Origin of the sequence: uncultured Bacteroides sp. (assembly GCF_958445495.1) — a bacterium.
Taxonomy (GTDB): domain Bacteria; phylum Bacteroidota; class Bacteroidia; order Bacteroidales; family Bacteroidaceae; genus Bacteroides.
Genome location: NZ_CAUCSQ010000068.1, coordinates 1 through 20,490, shown reverse-complemented (window position 1 = coordinate 20,490; position 20,490 = coordinate 1). Strand labels below are relative to the sequence as shown.

The window sequence follows — 20,490 nt, the reverse complement described above, 5'->3', positions numbered from 1 at the left end:
GCTGTCGGCACTTGCCGAACATACAGAATTCGAAAAAAAAGAAAAAGAAAGATGAAGAAGACGAGCCGGAACCTACCAAGTTCTTGTCGGTGAATGTCAACGCGCCTTCATCGATGGAGGTGTACGGTTACATTTCCCTGACTTTTGACGAACCCATCGCCAGCTTCGACAGTACGGCAATCCATTTAAAACAGAAAGTGGATACGCTTTGGAAAGATATACCTTTCGAGTTCATGCAAGATTCCGTTAACTTGAAAAAGTTTAATTTGTATTATGACTGGGAGCCGACCTTAGAATATGAATTCTCAGTTGATTCGACGGCATTTCACGGTATATACGGGTTGTTTACCGATAAGATAAAACAGGAATTCAAGGTGCGCAGCGAGGATGAATATTTCACTCTCCATTTTAGTGTGACAGGCGCCGATTCCCTTGCATTCGTCGAGTTGCTTGACGCACAAGACAAAGTGGTCCGCAAGAGGAGGGTGGAGAAAGACGGGATGGTAGACTTTTACTTCCTGAATCCGGGAAAATACGCCGCACGGTTAATCAATGATACGAACGGAAACGGGGAATGGGATACGGGAGATTTTGAGAAAGGCATACAGCCGGAAACAGTCTACTATTATCCGGGCATATTGGAATACAAGGCATTATGGGACGTGACACAACCGTGGGATATCCACGCGACCCCTGTGGATAAACAGAAGCCGGACGAACTTAAAAAACAAAAACCAGATGAAGACAAGAAAAAGAAAGATCGAAATAACCAGAACCGTCGCCGTTAGCGTTCGGCGTAACTTTGCCATCGGATTGTTAACTTTGCTGATGGGAATTGCCGCCCTTCCCGCCGGTGCCCAGTGTGAAGCGAAGAACGATGCGTTTAAATCCGGCGAGCATGTGATGTACGACTTGTATTTCAACTGGAAGTTCGTATGGGTGAAAGCCGGACTTGCCAGCCTGACTACCAATGCGACTATATATCATTCGGAACCTGCCTACCGTATAAATCTGTTGGCGTTAGGCAGCAAGCGTGCCGACTTTTTTTTCAAGATGCGCGATACGCTGACCTGTGTTATCGGCGAGAAGCTGGAACCCCGCTATTTTCGCAAAGGTGCGGAGGAAGGAAAACGCTATACCGTGGATGAGGCATGGTTCTCTTACAAAGACGGGCTTTGTTTTGTCAATCAGAAACGTACTTACCGGGATGGAGAGATTAACGAATCCGAAGCGAGCGATAGCCGTTGCATTTATGACATGCTGAGCATCCTTGCGCAGGCACGCTCTTATGATCCGGCGGACTATAAGGTGGGGGATAAGATTAAATTCCCGATGGCTACCGGCCGTAAGGTAGAAGAGCAGACTCTTATTTATCGTGGAAAGGAAAATGTAAAGGCGGAAAACGGAGTGACTTATCGTTGCTTGGTTTTCTCACTGGTCGAGTACGATAAGAAAGGGAAGGAGAAAGAGGTCATCACTTTTTTCGTGACGGACGATTTGAATCATCTTCCTGTCCGTCTGGATATGTATCTGAATTTCGGCTCGGCGAAAGCGTTTTTAAGCAGTGTCACCGGAAACCGTCATCCGCTTACCTCTGTGGTTAAATGACCGGTAGCCGATAACCGGCAGCCGGGGAATTTATTCCATTTGCCGTTTTCCGGTTACCGGCCGTTAAGCGTCAGATATTGAAAGGGACTTTCTGCTCTTTTCTGAATACGCTGGATTCGAAAGTCGCAATCAGGTCGCCGTTCTGATTGGTTACATCGACTTGGTAGCATCCCGTACTCCTGCCGATGTAGCGTTCGCGGGCTTCGGCATAAAGAATGTCTCCCGGTCCGCTTGCACGTAAAAAAGTGATGGTCGACGAGAGTGAGAAAGCCAGTGTCCCATGTGAGTTGGCGGCAGCGGCAAGCGCCAGGTCTGCCAATGTGAAAATTGCTCCTCCCTGTGTCCGCGCCCCTGCGTTGAGATGTTCCGGTTTAATTTCCAATTGCGCTTTGCTATATCCTTCGCGTACCTCTAATAGTACTACACCTGCATTTTCTGCAAACAGGTCATTCTTGAAAAATTCTTGTGCTGTCATATTGCATATTATTGTATCTGGTAAATATTACATACTTTGCAAAGATAATCGTTTTCAATAGTATCGATGAAAATAAGCATTGAAAAAATAAACACGGAACGAAAGGACATTGAAAAAGGATGGAAGGCCGGAAAACGGCAGGAAGCCGGAAAATGATGAGAGGCTGGGAAATGACGGGAGAGATGGAAAGGGGAATGAGAGAATGGAAAGTAGCGACATTCGGGAAATGGAAATAATAGCGCCGGAGTGCCCTTCGGATGCCGGTTTGAGGTTATTGCCCGGCATTCTCTGTCGTTTTTCGTAATGACGATAGGCAGATAATTTCCCATCTCTTGCATGTCGGGAAAAGAGAGTTCCCCGTTAATCGCCGGGAAGTTTACCATAGGCTGGAACTGTCGGTTCCGGTAATTGACGGATAGCCGGACATGGGGGCCCGGAAGCATAAGAGTAAAGCTTGGATATCCGGGTGTAAAATCTCGGATATGCAGAGTATGAAATCGGATGTTCGGGAGATAAGACCGGGGCGGGCGTGGATACCGTACGGAAAGAGTAGAGAAACGGATTGTGATTGCGACTGTACGGGAAGAATGAGTGATACCGGCGGCTTAAAGGAGATAGTTGTATAAAAGTATTGTTTCTTTGAGAAATGTACCAAAATTATCCGTCATTTGGATTATTTAGGTCGGTCTGAACTGTAAGAATACGCTATTTTTGCAATCAGGAAAATTAATCACTTAACAAATAATCCATGTATTATGAAAACAATTCTTAGCGCATTAGGACTTTCCCTTCTAATCTTTACGAGTTGCGGCGGACAAAAAAAAGTTGAAAAGGATTTTATCCAGGACAACATTGACAATGCGGTGGCACAACACACCATCCAGACGGATATTATCGAGAAGTCCGGTAAAATTCTGAATCCCAGAACCATTAAGAAAGACGGCAGTATATCTTATATACCGATTGACGACTGGTGCTCCGGCTTTTTCCCCGGTAACATCTGGCTGACTTACAATCTGACCGGAGACCCGAAATGGCTGCCGTTGGCGGAGAAATATACGGAAGCCCTTGATTCGGTGAAATATTTGAAGTGGCATCACGATGTTGGTTTTATGATTGGTTGCAGCTATCTGAACGGTTACCGCATGGCAAACAAGACGGAGTATAAGGATGTGGTGGTTGAGGCTGCCAAGTCGCTTTCTACCCGTTTCCGTCCGAATGCGGGTGTTATCCAGTCGTGGGATGCCGACAGAGGTTGGCAGGGGAAACGCGGATGGAAATGTCCGGTGATTATCGATAATATGATGAACCTGGAACTGTTGTTTGAAGCGACGGCATTTTCCGGTGACTCGACTTTCTACAATATTGCCGTGAAACACGCTGATACGACAATGAAACATCATTTCCGTCCGAACAACAGTTGCTATCATGTGGTGGATTACGACCCGGAAACGGGAGAGGTGCGTAAGAGACAGACGGCACAGGGATATGCGGACGAATCTGCTTGGGCGCGCGGTCAGGCTTGGGCACTCTATGGATATACGACTTGCTACCGCTACACCAAAGATAAGAAGTATCTCGACCAGGCACAAAAAGTATATAATTTCATTTTCAACCATAAGAATTTGCCGGAAGACCTTGTTCCTTACTGGGATTACGATGCACCGAACATTCCTAATGAACCCCGTGACGCTTCGGCAGCAGCTTGTACGGCTTCAGCCCTTTATGAATTGGACGGTTATCTGCCGGGTAACCGTTATAAAGAGACTGCCGATAAGATTATGGAAAGCCTGGGTTCGCCCGCTTATCGTGCCGAGGTAGGGACAAACGGTAATTTTATTCTGATGCATTCCGTAGGAAGCATCCCTCACGGACAGGAAATCGATGTACCTCTGAATTATGCCGATTACTACTTCCTGGAAGGACTGATGCGTAAGAGGGATTTGGAAAAGAAATAAAATCGGACAATAGGCAACAGGAACAGCAAACGGTGAACATACGCTTGAGATACATGGCTTGTTCACCGTTCGTTGTTCATCGCCGTCGGTTGTTTACTACTATTCTTATCAATTAATTATAACTATCATGAATAAACCTATTAACCTCCTGATGGGAGGACTGACGTTGTTTGCGGCACAAGGCTGCAAAGCTCCGAAGCCGGTAGCTGAGCAACCGGAACATCCTAATATCATCTATGTGTTTCCCGACCAGTACCGTAACCAGGCAATGGGATTCTGGAGCCAGGAAGGATTCCGGGATAAGGTGAATTTTAAGGGTGACCCCGTGCATACTCCTAATCTGGACGCATTTGCTCGTGAGTCCGTAGTTTTGTCTTCCGCCCAGAGTAACTGCCCGTTGAGCAGCCCCCATCGCGGTATGCTGCTGACCGGCATGTATCCCAATCGTAGCGGCGTGCCTTTGAATTGCAACTCTACCCGTCCTATCAGTTCTTTGCGTGAAGATGCCGAATGTATCGGTGACGTGTTCAGCAAAGCCGGTTATGATTGCGCTTACTTCGGCAAGCTCCATGCCGATTTTCCTACTCCGAACGACCCCGAACATCCGGGACAGTATGTAGAGGCAAAGCGTCCGGTATGGGATGCTTATACGCCGAAAGAACGCCGGCATGGTTTTAATTACTGGTATTCTTACGGTACGTTTGACGAGCATAAGAATCCGCATTACTGGGATACGGACGGCAAAAAGCACGAGCCGAAAGAGTGGTCGCCCCTGCATGAATCGGGTAAGGTGGTTTCTTATCTGAAAAATGAAGGGAACGTGCGGGATACAAAGAAGCCTTTCTTCATTATGGTAGGTATGAATCCTCCCCACAGTCCGTACCGTTCGTTAGACGATTGCGAGGAGCAGGACTTTAATCTTTATAAAGACGTGCCGCTAGACAGCCTGTTGGTTCGTCCTAACGTGGACTTGAAGATGAAGAAGGCGGAGTCTGTCCGTTATTATTTTGCTTCCGTGACCGGAGTGGATCGGGCTTTCGGGCAGATTCTCGAAACTTTGAAGGAGTTGGGGCTGGATAAGAATACGGTTGTTATTTTCGCTTCCGACCATGGAGAGACAATGTGCAGCCAGCGGACGGACGACCCGAAGAATTCTCCTTATTCGGAGTCGATGAACATCCCGTTCCTGGTCCGTTTCCCAGGTAAGATAAAACCGAGGGTGGATAATCTGCTACTTTCCGCACCGGACATTATGCCTACCGTGCTCGGATTATGCGGACTGGGCGATTCTATCCCGTCGGAGGTGCAGGGACGCAACTTCGCTCCTCTTTTCTTTGATGAGAAGGCGGAAATTGTTCGTCCTACAGGTGCGTTGTATATTCAGAATCTGGACGGCGAGAAGGATGAAAACGGGTTGGTACAGACTTATTTCCCTTCTTCAAGAGGAATCAAGACTGCAAACTATACGTTGGCTTTGTATATTGACCGTGATACGAAGGAGTTGAAGAAGAGCCTTTTGTTCGATGACGCGAAAGACCCGTACCAGTTACACAATTTGCCTTTGGAAGAGAATAAGGAAATTGTGGAACAGCTTTATCGTGAAATGGGTGCGATGTTGAAAGAAATCAATGACCCCTGGTATACGGAGAAGATATTGTCAGACAGGATACCTTATTAAATGTGTGCGGAATGAAAAAGAATGTTTATTATCTGCTGTTGTTTCTGTTCGCAGCGGCTTCTCCGGCTTTCGCCCAGTTTACCGGTTTTGAGGATGAAGTGCCCGAAACATTTAAAGCGGCTGGAAAGGGAGAACTGAAAATCTCTTCTCTTTTCTATAAAGAAGGGAAAAGCAGTCTGGAATGGGATTTCCAACCCGGTTCTACCTTGGATGTCCGGGTGTCTCCTTTATCATTGAACGCGAAAAAAGAAAAACAGTTCGGCATTACTTTGTGGCTTTATAACGAGAAGCCGCAGCAGGACTCCATCCGTTTTGAATTTCTGAATAAGGAGGGTGAGGTCTCTTATTGGTTCTCTTATCATTTGCAGGCGGCGGGATGGCGTGCCTGCTGGATTTCCTTCGAGTATATGAAGGGGAACAAGAAAGACAAGAATATTGTGGCTTACAGGCTGGTTGCTCCCGAACGAAAAGGACGTGTCTTTCTGGACCGTCTGACATTCCCGGAGAAAAAGATGAATCTCCGCACTACTCCGGACCAACAGTTGCCTACCAACAACGGGTTGTCTAACCGGGACCTTTGGCATTGGTGCCTGGTCTGGAAATGGGAACAACTGTCTTATGACATTCCTCTGGCGTCTGAACTGACCGACCGGCAGAAGAAGGACCTGAAAACCGTTGAACAACGCCTGACGGATTTCCTGAAGGTGGAGAAAGCCCCTCAAGGACAGGTGAACGCCGCCTACAAAACTTTTGAAAAGGCGGCCATCAAGCCATCTGCCGCGGGAACGGGGTTTGTCGGGACTCCTATTGTGGCACCGGACGAACAGGACAAGAAGAAGGGGGAGATGTCATGGAATGATATTGAGAAGATGCTGGCCGGTTTCGCCTATGACGCCTCTTGCAATCGGAACAAGACGTCGGAGGAGAATTATTTCATGGTGTTTGACTATGCCATCGATCAGGGATTTGCATTTGGCAGTGGCATGGGAACCAATCATCATTACGGTTATCAGATACGTAAGATATATACGACCGCATGGCTGATGCGCGATGCCATTTATCGGCATCCCCATCGGGACACTTATTTGTCTGCATTGCGTTTCTGGGCGGCTTTGCAGGAAACTCGCCGCCCTTGTTCTCCGACACGTGACGAATTGTTGGATTCCTGGCATACGCTGTTGATGGCGAAATTTATTTCTGCCATGATGTTTCCCGACATGAGGGAACAAGAGCAGGCTTTGAGCGGATTGTCCCGTTGGTTGTCTTCTTCTTTGCGTTATACGCCGGGCACGATTGGCGGCATAAAAATAGACGGCACTACTTTCCATCATGGAGGGTTTTATCCGGGATATACGACGGGAGTGCTGGCAACAGTGGGGCAGTTCATTGCGTTTACCAATGGTACGGGCTTTGAATTGACGGAAGAAGCCCGTCAGCACATAAAGTCGGCTTTTGTCGCCATGCGCAATTACTGTAATCTTTACGAATGGGGGATTGGTATCAGCGGTCGTCATCCTTTTAACGGAAAGATGGGAAGTGAGGATATTGAGGCATTTGCCCATATCGCCTTATCCGGTGATTTGTCGGGCAAGGGAGATTCGTTCGACCGGGGTCTGGCGGCAGATTATTTACGGTTACTGAACGGACGGGATACGCCGAACGCCCGTTTCTTTAAGAAGGAAGGAATCGAGCCTGCCCGTGCACCGCAGGGATTTTTCGTTTATAATTACGGTTCAGCGGGAATTTTCCGTCGGGCGGACTGGATGGTGACGCTGAAAGGATATACTACTGATGTCTGGGGCGCTGAAATTTATGTGAAGGACAATCGTTACGGGCGTTACCAGAGTTATGGCTCCGTACAGATTATGGGGAAGGGGAATCCGGTGTCCCGTGCCGGAAGCGGTTTTGTACAGGAAGGCTGGGACTGGAACCGGCTGCCGGGGACGACTACGATTCATCTGCCTTTCGAGTTGCTCGACAGTCCGTTGAAAGGGACTATGATGGCGCGTTCGAAAGAGAATTTTTCCGGAAGCACCTCTCTGGACGGGCGGAACGGTATGTTTGCCATGAAGCTGATGGAACGCGACTATGAGAATTTTACGTCTGATTTTGTAGCTCGTAAGTCTGTCTTTTGTTTCGATAACCGGATGGTTTGTTTGGGGACAGGTATCACGAACAGCAATACGGATTATCCTACGGAAACGACCCTTTTCCAGGTTAAGTATAATGGAAAGGATGCCAAGGCGGGAGATGACGGTTATTGGCTGCAGGACGGTTATGACAATTATTATCATGTGGTTGACGGGACTGTCCGTTCACAAGTAGCGGAGCAGGAATCACGCCATGAAAAGACTCGTGCAGTGACGAAAGGCAAGTTCTCTTCCGCGTGGCTGGAGCATGGGAAAGCGCCTAAGGGGGCGACATACGAATATATGGTTTTGATTCAGCCTTCTGCCTCTGAGTTGGAGGATTCCCGTAAGGTTGTTCCTTATGAGGTGTTGCAGCGTGACCAGGTTGCCCACGTCGTTTATGACAGGAAAACCGGTATTACCGGGTATGCCGCTTTTGAAGATTACCGGTCTGACAGCGGCAAGGTGGTTGCCGGCATCCCTGCGGAGACTTTGGTGATGTATGCGGAGGAACCGGGCGGAGGAATCCGTATAAGTGTCTGTGACCCGAACCTGAACATAAAGGAGAAAACATATACGACCAAGGAACCCAGCCGTCCTGTCCGTAAGGATATACGTCTCAAAGGAAGTTGGACGTTGGCAGCCCCGATGGAGAATGTCCGGTTGCAGCAGCAGGGGGACGATACGGTAGTAACCGTGACTTGCCAGCATGGGCAACCCGTCGAAATGGTTTTGAAAAGTATGTAAGGGGAGGAATTTGATAAATCCCGTATTGTTGAAGAGACATTCAGTAAATTCTGCATTTTTGGAATTCGGTGAAGAGTAAGTTTACCTGTTCTATGGGAACTTACTCTTCACCTTATTTACTTGATGGACATCCCTTGATTTTCAATGTCCGGTTGGAGGTTGCCGGTTGCTTTGCGTGGTGTTCCGGCATTCCTTCGGCAAAGTGCTTTTCTCCTGTTTATGGAAAGGGAGAGTCCTTTGAATGGATTCCGATTTTACCGTATGGCAACACCGTCTTCGGCCCGATGCTGCCTGTTCCTTTTCCGATTGCTTTCTTTGACGGGGCTTTATTTGTTCAGTTTCCACTCAAAACCGTCTTTGGTGTCTTTGATTTCAAATCCAAGTGCGGTCAGTGTATTACGGATTTCGTCAGAAGTAGCCCAATCCTTATTCGCTTTCGCTTTCATTCGTTGTTCCAACAACATGTCCACTACTTTTCCATAGGCGGCTTCATGTCCGTCCGAAGAACCTTTTTCTTCTTTCAGTCCCATAATGTCGAAACAGAACAGATGGAAGGTTTCTTTCAGGTTTTGTAAGTCTTCGGCGGAGAGGGTGGCTTTTCCGGCGATTACACTATTGATGATACGGGCGCCTTCAAAGAGTTGTGCGATGACAATCGGGGTATTCAGGTCGTCGTTCATCGCTTCGTAACATTTCGCACGCAACTCGTTGATGCGGATGTCTTCCGAAGTGGCGGATGCCGGATGTATCTTTTCCAGTGCGTCGATGGCTTCCATCAAACGTTGCAGGCCTTTTTCCGATGCTTGTAACGCTTCATTGCTGAAATCGACCGTGCTGCGGTAGTGCGCCTGCAAGATGAAGAAACGGATAGTCATCGGGGTGTAAGCCTGGGCCAGCAATTTATGGGTTCCGTTGAAGAACTCGTCCAAGGTGATGAAGTTGCCCAGTGATTTTCCCATCTTTGTCCCGTTGATGGTTATCATGTTGTTATGCATCCAGTAATGCACCATGTCGTCTCCCTGTGAAGCTACGGATTGTGCGATTTCACATTCGTGGTGCGGGAAAATCAAATCCATTCCTCCTCCGTGGATATCGAAGTGCTCGCCGAGGTATTTACGTCCCATTGCGGTACATTCGGCATGCCATCCGGGAAAACCGTCACTCCACGGAGACGGCCAGCGCATGATATGTTCCGGCTGTGCTTTTTTCCAGAGGGCGAAATCGGCGGGGTTGCGTTTTTCGCTTTGCCCGTCCAGTTCGCGGGTCGTATTTAATACGTCGTCCAGATTGCGTCCGGAGAGTTTGCCGTAATGATGATCTTTATTGTATTTGGCTACGTCGAAATAGACGGAGCCTTCGCTCTCGTAAGCGTATCCGGCATCCAGTATCTTCTGCACCAGTTGGATTTGTTCGATGATGTGTCCTGAGGCGTGCGGCTCAATGCTCGGAGGAAGTACGTTAAGGGCTTCCATCGCCTTGTGGTAGCGGTTCTGGTAATATTGGACGACTTCCATCGGTTCCAGTTCTTCCAGGCGCGCTTTCTTTGCAATCTTGTCTTCTCCTTCGTCGGCGTCATGTTCCAGATGGCCTACGTCGGTTATGTTGCGCACATAGCGTACTTTATATCCTAAATGAGTGAGATAGCGGAAGAGCACGTCAAATGTAATGGCCGGACGCGCATGTCCCAGATGGGCATCGCCGTAAACGGTCGGCCCGCATACGTACATCCCTACGTGGGGAGCATGGAGCGGTACGAACAACTCTTTCTTTCTGTCTAATGTGTTGTAAATGGTAAGTTGATGTTCCATAACATTTTATATTTGTTTTATTGCCCTTGCAAAGTTAGTATAAAATCCGGATATGTAGTCTATGGTTGACATAGAAACTTGTCTACCGCTTCGGCAACGCCGTCTTCGTCATTACTCAGGGTGATATAGTCCGCCGCTTTTTTTACCGGTTCCTGCGCATTTTTCATTGCGATGCCCAGTCCTGCGAATTTAATCATGGACAGGTCGTTGTAACCGTCTCCTATGGCAATGACTTCTTCCCGCCTTATTCCTGTCTCTTGTAATAAGACGGCGAGCGACAGAGCTTTGTCGATGCCTTGCGGAACCAGTTCGAGAAAATAGGGTTCTGAACGGAAAACATTGATACGTCCTTGCAGCCGAAGACTGAGTTCCGCTTCCAGCGGGATGAGCCGGTCGGCTTCTCCTACAATCAGGCATTTGGCTACGGGGAGTGTGATATCTGTCAGGAAATCGTTTGTCTCGCGAACCGCCATTTTGTTGAGAAAGGCTTCTTTCCGTACGTATGTGTCCCGGGAATTCTCGGTTACGATTTCGTTCCCGTCATAAGTCAGGATGGTGAGCCGGTAACTGCGGGCGGATTCGTAAAGTAGGGGGATGATGTCATTGGGCAGTACATTTTCATATATCATCTCTTGTGTTTCCCAGTTGATGATTTCTCCTCCGTTGTAGGACAGGATGAACCCTCCGAATTCATTCATGCGCAATTCGTTCGCCAGCGGCGCAATGCCGTAGGTAGGCCGGCCGGAAGCCAGGACCAGGCGAACGCCCTGTTCTTGGATGCGTATCAGTGTTTCCCTGTTGCGGGGACTTATCTCTTTTTTAGAATTAGTGAGTGTGCCGTCGAGGTCGAGCACGATTAGTTTGTATTCCATGCGGTATCATTTACTTTGCAAAGATAAAGTAAAAAAGTCTGATTGCAAGGCCGGATACGGAAAAGATGGGAAGGGAAACCGTGATTTGTACGGTCCGGCAGTCGGATGTGGAGTGGCGGGTTTTATGTTGTGGCGGTTTCATTTTAACAGGTCTGCCCATTGTTCATTACTTAGTATGGGCAATTCGCTGTCGGTAACGAATGTCTCTGCCAGTTTGCGTTTTTCTTCTTGCAGGTAGAGGATTTTTTCCTCAATGCTGTTTTGGGTGATGAAACGGTAGGCGATTACCTGTTTGTTCTGTCCGATGCGGTGGGCGCGGGCGATGGCCTGCGATTCGGCGGCAGGATTCCACCAAGGGTCGATAATGAATATATAGTCGGCTTGGGTCAGATTAAGTCCTACTCCTCCCGCTTTTAGGGAAATGAGGAAGGCTTGCACGTCTTTTTGTTCGGTGAAATGGGCGATTTCGGATGAACGGTTGTTAGTTGTTCCTGTCAATAGGGCGTATCTCCATCCTCGCTCCTCAAAGACTTCGGCAAGTATCTCCAGGTATTTGGCGAATGAAGAAAAAATCAGGACTTTGTGTCCTTCGCTTCGCAACGTATCGAATGTTTCGATGATTTGTGTGTTTTTTCCGGAAACACCGTTAAAACCGGGGAAAACAAGCTGGGGGTGGCAGGCTAGTTGGCGTAACCGCAAGATGCCGTTCAGGATGCTGAATGAATGCATCTGGTCTATGGATTGAGGGTATTGGATTAATATGTTGCGCAGGCTGTTTTTCTCTTGTTCATAGAGGGCGTTCTGCTCTTCGCCCATGTCGCAATAAATCATCTCTTCAGTTAGCGGGGGGAGTTCCGGGGCGACTTCACCTTTGCTTCTGCGGAGGATAAACGGGGCTATCAGTTGTTGCAACCGGATTTCCGAACGAGTGTCTCCCTGGCGAATCGGAATCATGAATTGTTTTTGGAAGTCGCTTTCTGTTCCTAACAGGTCGGGTTGTATAAAATGGAATTGCGCCCATAAGTCTTTTAAAGAGTTCTCGATGGGAGTTCCTGTCAATACCAGCCGGTGGTTACTTTTCAGTTGGAGAACTGAACGGAAGGTGAGGGAATCGCTGTTTTTGATGTTCTGGCTTTCGTCAAGCACGATGTACTCAAATGTGTAGGAGCGGAGCGCGTCGACGTTGTTCCGCATCATGCCGTACGTAATGAATATCAGTTGAAAGTGTTTGAAGAACCTTTCCGGTTTTGGGGACAGGGCGATATTGCTGTTGTACTCAATCGCTGAAAGTATTGTAAAGCGTTTTGTCTCCCGTTGCCAGTTGTGAAGTAACGAGGTCGGTACTACAATCAGGGTCGCTGCTTTTGGAGGGGCGGAAGGTTTGTATATGTGTTGCAGCAGAGTGAGTGTCTGGAGGGTTTTGCCCAGTCCCATATCGTCTGCCAGGCAGCCGCCGAATCCTGATTTGTACAGGTACGCCATCCACGAGAAACCTTTTTGCTGGTAGGGGCGTAATGTGGCTTTAAGTTCTTTGGGGACGGGGATGTTCTTGAATTGCCGTGGGACTGAGGGCTTGGGAAATTCTTTCTTGTTTAAAGCTGCCTGTACCGCGCCTATGAATGTGCGTTTCAGGCGGATTCCTTTCTCTGTCTGGATGCCTTTTTCCAGTATATTCGCGTATTTGCTGAACCATTCTTCCGGTAGGAAAATCATGCTTCCGTCGGGTAGGAGGTATTCTCTTTTCTCTTCGAGGATGTGTCTGCGGAAGCGTGAGAAGGGAATACGCAAGTTACCGATAATGACGGTGATATGGAGTTCGAACCAGTCTACTTCATCGTCGCAGCTTTGCTCGATGCGTATTTCGTCAAGGCAATAGGGAGCGTTTCCGATGTTACCGGTGAGCTGAAAGGAGGATTGAAGCATTTCCCGGTGGTTGTCAATCCATTCGGCGAGTGTTTTCTCCGGGGCGTTATCAGGCAGCTTGAAACGGGTATTGCTGATACGTTGCAGTCCCGAATCTATTAACAGTGAAATGGCTTTCTTTTCTGCGGCGATATCCCTCCGGAAGGAGAAAGTTTGCCCGGATTCGTCCCGATAAATGATTCTTTTCATTTCTACGGTGTCATCGGGTGCGAATTTTTGAGTTCCATACCGGAAGTCTAGTTGTAATGACTGGTGTTCACGGAGTGCATCTTCAAGGGAAAGTAATGCCTCGCAGGGGCATTCTTCTTCGATTATGTCCAGTCCTTCTGTTTCAATTTCGTGGTAGCGTGCAATCGGGATGATAATGTTGTTGATATATTTCCCGATTTGCGAATCGTTCACGCTGATTACTTTCTTTTTGGTGAAAGGCAGGAGCCGGGTACTGTCTATATGCGGAAAGAAGTATAAATTCATTCCGAGTAACAGGGCGGTCGGGGCGGAGGTCAGTGTGATGACGGGTTTCTGTTCGTCTAGGGAAAACGGTTGCCCTTCGTAATAGCATTGCAGCCAGTAACGGAATGTGTTGTTGCCGGCATGGAATGTGAAGCGTACTTCGGCATCGAGGGGATGGATATGGTATGCGTGGTGGGCGTACAATGTTTTATTCCCGGCTTGTTTCTGATAAAGAGGCAAACCGTCTTTGCGTATTAAACCGAGCATTTCCTGCAATTTTTCCTCTATGAACGGACGGATGTCGTTTTTTATCAGTTCAGGCTTTTCGGCCAGTTTATGCAGAAAGCGTGACACTGTTTTCTCACGGGAATAGAGATTCATCAGGTATTTCTCCGTATATTGCGAGGCGATGCCGATAACGCGCCTTTCGGTTTCGCTCATTTGTGCGACGGCTTCCGGCGAGATGTGGAAGGCTTGCTCTATGAGCTGTAATGTGCCGTCTTCCGATTTTTCCGCAATATAGGGAATTAGCAGTGCGCCGAATACCGGATGTTCGGTGAAAACGATGATGATTTGTCCGTTAGTTGTTTTCTCTCTCATTCTCTTTGGGCTTGAATTGGCAAAGATACGGGAAAATACTTAATTTTGCAGCATGATAATAGAAAACAAACGGGTATTGTTGGGCATGAGCGGAGGAACGGACAGTTCCGTCGCCGCTATAAGGTTGCTGGAAGCCGGATACGAGGTGACCGGGGTGACTTTCCGCTTTTACGAATTAGACGGGTCGACCGAGTATCTGGAGGACGCCCGCTGCCTGGCTGAACATTTGGGAATCCGGCATATCGTTTATGATGCCCGTGAGATATTCGGAAAGAAAATTATTGAATATTTTGTCCGGGAATATATGGCGGGGCATACTCCGGTTCCTTGTACTTTGTGCAATAATTACCTGAAATGGCCGTTGCTTGCCCGATTGGCCGATGAAATGGGGATTTTTTATATTGCTACGGGGCATTACGTCCGGAAAAAAAAGTTGGACGGCGTTTATTATATAGCGTCTGCCGCCGATTCCGATAAGGATCAGACTTTCTTTTTGTGGGGACTGAAACAGGATATTCTCCGCAGGATGTTATTGCCGATGGGAGATATCACGAAAGTTGAGGCACGTGTTTGGGCCGCCGGACATGGGTTCCGGAAAATAGCGGCTAAAAAAGACAGTTTGGGCGTTTGTTTTTGCCCGATGGATTACCGGAGTTTCTTGAAGAAGTGGTTGGCCGGGTTGGAGAAAGCTTCGTATGGAAACAGGACGGCTGTGGTCCGGAACGGAGAGGTTTTGGACAGGAACGGACAGGCTTTGGTCCGAAATAGCCAGAATGGGTCCGAAATAGTCAGCCGGGGCAGGTTTGTCGATGAAAAGGGGAATTTTATAGCTTGGCATGAAGGATACCCTTTTTATACCATTGGGCAGAGGCGCGGATTGGGAGTGCATTTGAATCGTCCAGTGTTTGTGAAGGAGATTTTCCCGGAAAGAAATGAAATAGTGCTCGCTCCTCTTCAATCTTTGGAGAAAACGGAGATGTGGCTGAAAGATTGGAATATCGTAAATGAAGAGCGTTTGCTTGGAGTTTCCGACATTATCGTGAAAATACGGTATCGTAAGCAGGAGAATCGTTGTACTGTCTCTCTGACAACGGATAATTTGTTGCATGTTGCGCTTCGTGAACCGTTGACATCCGTTGCCTTGGGACAGGCTGCCGCATTTTATAAAGACGGATTGTTATTGGGAGGGGGAATTATTGCCGCATCTGGATGATTAGGCATTGTTCCGGTGGGTAGCCGGGTGATGTTTTTCCGCCTGTTACTTTTTCCCTGCTATTGTAAAGGGGAGTATGCCGGGCGCTGTGTGGAAGTGCAAATGTGAAAAACAGGGTCCTGCTTTCTCGAATGGAATAATAAACCGGTTTATAATCAATTTCTCGTTATACTATGAACCGGTTGCCGCCCTACTTATTCAGCGTTAACATCTCTTCTATATATTCCCGTGTATTGCTTAGTCTGGGAATTTTGTGCTGTCCTCCCAATTTCCCTTTCTGCGCCAGCCAGTCGTGGAATAGTCCCCGTCGTGCAACAATGACTTCCAACGGTTGCAGAGCGATGTCTTTCCAGCGTTTGGCCTCATAATCGGAGTTTACTTCTTTCAATGTGGTATCCAGTATTGTCGCGAATTTTTCTATGGAATCCGGCATCCTGGCAAATTCTATCAGCCATTGGTGGCGGCATTTGGCATGCTCGTCCATAAATACCGGCGCAGCGGAATAGTCGCTGACTTGTGCACCGGTTTCCGTACAAGCTTTTGCCAGTCCTTTTTCGGCATTGTCGACAATCAGTTCTTCGCCGAAAGCATTGATGAAATGTTTCGTACGTCCTGTAATGATAAATTTATAGGGATTCTTTCTTGTGAATTTTACCGTATCGCCAATCATATACCTCCATAAACCGCAGGAGGTGGAGATCACCATTGCATAATTCTTATTCAGTTCTACTTCTTCAAGGCAGTAAGCGCGCGGGTTCTCTTTGCCGACCTCTTCCAGCGGAATGAATTCGTAGAAGATTCCGTAGTCAATCATCAGTAGCATGGCAGGGTCGGAAAGCTCGTTCTGTGTTCCGAAATATCCTTCGGAAGCATTATAGGTTTCTACATAATGCATCTTTTCCGAATGAATCACCTGTTTGTATTGTTCGCGGTAAGGGGTGAAAGCTACCCCGCCGTGAAAGAAAACTTCCAGGTTCGGCCAGACTTCCTCCAGGGTCTGTTTTCCTGTTTTTTCGAGGATACGTTTGATAAGTACCAGCATCCAGGACGGTACGCCGGATAAGCTTGTGACGTTGACCGGAATGGTACTGTTCGCAATCGCTTCTATTTTGGTCTCCCATTCGCTCATTAATGCGATTTTTTTGCTGGGAACGCGGATAAAGTTAATGAGCGGACTGACATTTTGAATCAGGATGGCGGATAAGTCGCCTACCAGACTGTGGTTAGAATTAAGGTTCGGACTGTGGCTACCTCCCAAAATCAATCCTTTCCCTGAGAAAAAACGGCTGTCCGGATTGATACGGAAATAGAGTGCGGCAGCATCTTTCCCTCCTCTGTAATGAATGTCTTCCAGCGCTTCCTTGCTGACTGGAAGGAATTTGCTTTTGTCGTTGGTTGTTCCTGATGATTTGGCAAACCAACGGATTTCCGATGGCCAAAGCAGATTTTGTTCTCCCGCCCGTAAACGTTCCACATAAGGTTTGATTTCTTCGTACGTCTGAATTGGAACACGTTTTCTGAAATCTTCATAGTTACGGATGGAAGCATAGTCATACTTTTTTCCCCATTCTGTCCGGGCAGCCTGATGTACCAGGCGGTTTAGTACACGGTGCTGTATCTCGCCGGCTTGAGTAGCATATAGGTCTATCTGTTTTAAACGGGAATCAAAAGTCTTACTAATAATTTTTGTAATATTCATTTCTGCTTTAACATAATAATGTTTAGTCGTGCAAAAGTAACTTATTTATCTTTTTTTCCTATCTTTACGACGGAAATAATCGTTAAAAATTGACGACTTTCATGCAATCCCCGAATTTTTGACTAAAAAATGCGACAATGAGAATTGGAATCTTAACTTCCGGAGGCGACTGTCCCGGTATAAATGCTACGATTCGTGGCGTGTGTAAAACTGCCATCAATTATTATGGGATGGAAGTGACAGGTATTCACAGCGGTTTCCAGGGGCTGCTGACTAAGGATGTGGAGCCGATTACGGATAAATCCCTTTCCGGTTTGCTGAATCTTGGCGGGACCATGTTGGGAACTTCCCGTGAGAAGCCTTTTAAAAAGGGCGGCGTTGTATCGGATGTTGACAAACCGTCCCTGATTCTCCGGAATATCCGGGAACTGGGACTGGATTGTGTCGTTTGTATCGGAGGAAACGGAACGCAAAAGACGGCAGCCAAGTTTGCCGCGATGGGAGTCAATATCGTGTCTGTGCCCAAAACCATTGATAATGATATTTGGGGTACGGACATCTCTTTCGGTTTCGATTCGGCCGTAAGCATCGCTACGGACGCGATTGACCGGCTGCATTCTACGGCTAGTTCACATAAAAGGGTGATGGTGATTGAGGTCATGGGGCATAAGGCGGGCTGGATTGCCTTATACTCCGGTATGGCGGGGGGAGGTGACGTGATTCTTGTTCCTGAAATTCCTTATAATATCCGGAATGTCGGGGATACTATTTTGAAAAGGCTTAAAAAAGGAAAGCCGTATTCCATTGTTGTGGTTGCGGAAGGCATTAAAACGGACGGACGTAAGAGAGCGGCGGAGTATATTGCCCAGGAAATCGAATATGAAACAGGGATTGAAACTCGTGAAACTGTGTTAGGGTATATCCAGCGAGGTGGTTCTCCTACTCCTTTTGACCGTAATCTTTCTACCCGGATGGGCGGGCATGCGACAGAACTGATAGCCGACGGGGCATTTGGGCGCATGGTTGCATTAAAAGGGAATACGATTGTTTCTACTCCTCTGGAAGAGGTGGCGGGGAAACTGAAACTGGTGACTGAAGAACATGATTTGGTGGTTCAGGGACGCCGTATGGGGATTTGTTTCGGTTAGGTGTTTCGGCAGAGACTTCGGTGACGGAGCCCGTCGCGGTTTCGGGGGTGTATCCGCTTTCTTCCGATATGTTTTGAAGTTGTGCATTTTCTGCACAACTTGCATCTGTCTCCGGTGCAGGTTCAGCCGTTAGTGATTGTTGCATTTTGATTTCGTTGACCGTTGATATGAATAGAGGGTCCTTGACTTTTTTTATAGCCATCTGAGCTGCATTTTGCTGGGACTCCTTTTTGGAATACCCCGTTCCGGTTCCTGCCGGAAGTCCTTCGATGCGTACTTCTGTCTGGAATACGGGATTGCTGTCATGGTCGAGGAACTGTTCTATCAGTTCGAATGAAACTTCCATTTTGCTTTTCTGGCTCCATTCTATCAGCTTGGACTTGAAATTTACCTCTTTGCGGGAAATCTTGTCCAGATCGATATATCGGTTGATGATTCGCTGCTCCATGAATTGTTTGCAGCGTTCATATCCCTGGTCGAGATAAATCGCTCCGATGAATGCTTCGAAAGCATTGCCGTACATGTAACTGTTGTGGGAGGAAGAACGTGTGGAGTATTTGATAAGTTTATCCAACCCGATTTCTACGGCGAGTTTGTTTAACGTTTCCCGTTGCACAATCTTGGAACGTGTGTTTGTCAGAAAACCTTCCCGTTTCCCTTCGAAGCGATTGTAGACGATATCCCCCACGATGGCGTCGAGGATTGCGTCGCCCAGGAATTCCAGGCGTTCATTGTTTAACGGCCGTCCTTGGTCTGAACGTATGGAAGACGACTTATGCAAGAGCGCCTGTTCGTAAAGCTGGATGTTACGGGGATAGAAACCGAGTATCCGATAAAAACAAAGATAAGACTCTTTGTCCTTGCGGAACAAGAGCCTTATCTTATCTATCTGATTTCGTAACACGATTTTACTCAGCGTATTTTTTGAAGATAACGCACGCATTATGACCGCCAAATCCGAATGTGTTGGACAGGGCAACGTTAACTTCGCGTTTCTGTGCTTTATTGAACGTGAAATTAAGGTTATAGTCGATATTCTCGTCGTTGTCACCTTCTTCATGGTTGATAGTCGGAGGAACAATGCCGTCTTTGATAGCGAGGATACTTGCAATTGATTCTACCGCACCGGCGGCGCCCAGCAAGTGGCCTGTCATTGATTTTGTCGAACTGATGTTCAGTTCGAAAGCATGTTCGCCGAATACTTCTTTAATGGCTTTTGCCTCTGAAATATCACCGACCGGAGTAGATGTACCGTGTACATTAATGTAGTCTACTTCTTTCGGGTCCATTTCCGCATCTTCCAGCGCGTTCATCATCACGAGCTTGGCTCCGAGTCCTTCCGGATGGGAAGCTGTCAGGTGATGTGCGTCTGCAGACATGCCTACGCCGGCTACTTCCGCATAGATTTTCGCACCGCGGGCTTTTGCGTGTTCCAGTTCTTCCAGAATCAGGCAACCGCCGCCTTCACCCATTACGAAACCGTCACGGCTTGCGCTGAACGGGCGTGAAGCTTTACCCGGCTCGTCGTTGCGGGTCGATAGAGCATGCATTGCATTGAAACCGCCTACTCCTGCGGGGAAGATAGCCGCTTCCGAACCGCCGGACACGATTACATTCGCTTTGCCCAGACGAATCAGGTTGAAAGCGTCTGCAATGGCATTGGTTGAAGTTGCACATGCTGAACAAGTCGCGTAGTTAGGACCGTGGAAACCATACATGATGGAAATCTGTCCGGCTGCAATATCCGAAATCATCTTCGGGATGAAGAACGGATTGAATTTCGGACCCATTTCCTGACGGGTGTAGTAGTTACCTACTTCTTCCTCAAATGTATGTATGCCACCGATACCGGCGCCAAAGATTACGCCGATTCTATTTAAGTCTTCTTTTTCTACATCAAGACCGGAATCAGCTACTGCCTCTTTAGCAACGGCAATGGCGTATTGGGTATACAAATCCATTTTTCTTGCTTCCTTACGGTCGATATATTTCGTTACGTCGAAGTTTTTTACTTCACATGCGAACCGGGTCTTGAATAGCGACGCATCAAAATGAGTAATAGGCCCTGCTCCACTAACCCCGTTCACTAGGTTTTCCCAGAATTCAGGTACACCGTTGCCAACAGGAGTAATGGCGCCAAGGCCTGTTACTACCACTCTTTTTAATTCCATATTGATGA

General features: G+C 47.7%; 13 protein-coding genes and 1 pseudogene. 7 read left to right on the top strand and 7 right to left on the bottom strand.

Going from position 1 to position 20,490, the window contains the following annotated elements:
• Together Q5076_RS16220 and Q5076_RS16215 are read left to right on the top strand one after the other, a co-directional pair.
• Positions 1-788 (top strand): annotated as a pseudogene (locus Q5076_RS16220) (hypothetical protein); the annotation flags it as partial.
• A complete protein-coding gene (locus Q5076_RS16215; RefSeq protein WP_303014676.1) occupies positions 739-1,608 on the top strand; it encodes a DUF3108 domain-containing protein in 870 nt (289 codons plus the stop codon). The pseudogene Q5076_RS16220 and the gene Q5076_RS16215, both read left to right, overlap by 50 nt.
• Before the next feature lie 70 nt (positions 1,609-1,678).
• Here the strand turns inward: Q5076_RS16215 and Q5076_RS16210 are convergent, their stop codons facing one another.
• Positions 1,679-2,083 carry a PaaI family thioesterase gene (locus Q5076_RS16210; protein ID WP_303014675.1) on the bottom strand — a complete coding sequence of 135 codons (405 nt, stop codon included), beginning with the start codon at positions 2,081-2,083 and terminating at the stop codon, positions 1,679-1,681.
• Positions 2,084-2,838: 755 nt separating this feature from the next.
• Between Q5076_RS16210 and Q5076_RS16205 the strand changes: the two genes are divergently transcribed.
• From Q5076_RS16205 to Q5076_RS16195, 3 genes are all read left to right on the top strand, one after another.
• Positions 2,839-4,041 (top strand): glycoside hydrolase family 88 protein, encoded by a 1,203-nt coding sequence (locus tag Q5076_RS16205; RefSeq protein WP_303014673.1) that lies wholly within the window; start codon positions 2,839-2,841, stop codon positions 4,039-4,041.
• 127 nt (positions 4,042-4,168) lie between these two features.
• Positions 4,169-5,719: a sulfatase gene (locus Q5076_RS16200; protein WP_303014671.1), complete on the top strand. Its 1,551-nt coding sequence runs from the start codon at positions 4,169-4,171 to the stop codon at positions 5,717-5,719.
• An 11-nt stretch (positions 5,720-5,730) separates the two neighbouring features.
• The gene (locus Q5076_RS16195) at positions 5,731-8,595 is read left to right on the top strand and encodes a chondroitinase family polysaccharide lyase (protein WP_303014670.1); all 2,865 of its coding nucleotides are present in this window, start codon (positions 5,731-5,733) and stop codon (positions 8,593-8,595) included.
• A gap of 326 nt (positions 8,596-8,921) precedes the next feature.
• On the opposite strand, the gene cysS is transcribed toward Q5076_RS16195, so the two are convergent.
• The 3 genes from cysS to Q5076_RS16180 form a co-directional block, all read right to left on the bottom strand.
• A complete protein-coding gene (gene cysS, locus Q5076_RS16190) occupies positions 8,922-10,403 on the bottom strand; it encodes a cysteine--tRNA ligase (RefSeq protein ID WP_303014669.1) in 1,482 nt (493 codons plus the stop codon).
• A gap of 59 nt (positions 10,404-10,462) precedes the next feature.
• Positions 10,463-11,275 (bottom strand): Cof-type HAD-IIB family hydrolase, encoded by an 813-nt coding sequence (locus Q5076_RS16185; protein WP_303014668.1) that lies wholly within the window; start codon positions 11,273-11,275, stop codon positions 10,463-10,465.
• Between the two features lie 138 nt (positions 11,276-11,413).
• Positions 11,414-14,251, bottom strand: coding sequence for a DEAD/DEAH box helicase (locus tag Q5076_RS16180; protein ID WP_303014667.1), 2,838 nt, complete (start codon positions 14,249-14,251; stop codon positions 11,414-11,416).
• Between the two features lie 52 nt (positions 14,252-14,303).
• On the opposite strand from Q5076_RS16180, the gene mnmA reads away from it, so the two are divergent.
• Positions 14,304-15,464 (top strand): tRNA 2-thiouridine(34) synthase MnmA, encoded by a 1,161-nt coding sequence (mnmA, locus tag Q5076_RS16175; protein WP_303014666.1) that lies wholly within the window; start codon positions 14,304-14,306, stop codon positions 15,462-15,464.
• A gap of 190 nt (positions 15,465-15,654) precedes the next feature.
• Here the strand turns inward: mnmA and Q5076_RS16170 are convergent, their stop codons facing one another.
• Positions 15,655-17,163, bottom strand: a complete 1,509-nt coding sequence (locus Q5076_RS16170) for a GH3 auxin-responsive promoter family protein (protein WP_303014665.1) — start codon at positions 17,161-17,163, stop codon at positions 15,655-15,657.
• A 137-nt stretch (positions 17,164-17,300) separates the two neighbouring features.
• On the opposite strand from Q5076_RS16170, the gene Q5076_RS16165 reads away from it, so the two are divergent.
• The gene (locus tag Q5076_RS16165; RefSeq protein WP_303014664.1) at positions 17,301-18,311 is read left to right on the top strand and encodes an ATP-dependent 6-phosphofructokinase; all 1,011 of its coding nucleotides are present in this window, start codon (positions 17,301-17,303) and stop codon (positions 18,309-18,311) included.
• Here Q5076_RS16165 and rnc read toward each other — a convergent pair.
• Both rnc and fabF read right to left on the bottom strand, forming a co-directional pair.
• Positions 18,214-19,254 (bottom strand): ribonuclease III, encoded by a 1,041-nt coding sequence (gene rnc / locus Q5076_RS16160; protein ID WP_303014678.1) that lies wholly within the window; start codon positions 19,252-19,254, stop codon positions 18,214-18,216. The two genes, Q5076_RS16165 and rnc, sit on opposite strands and share 98 nt — an antisense overlap.
• Positions 19,220-20,482 carry a beta-ketoacyl-ACP synthase II gene (gene fabF, locus Q5076_RS16155; protein WP_303014677.1) on the bottom strand — a complete coding sequence of 421 codons (1,263 nt, stop codon included), beginning with the start codon at positions 20,480-20,482 and terminating at the stop codon, positions 19,220-19,222. Before fabF ends, rnc begins: the two co-directional genes overlap by 35 nt.
• Positions 20,483-20,490 lie beyond the last annotated feature (8 nt).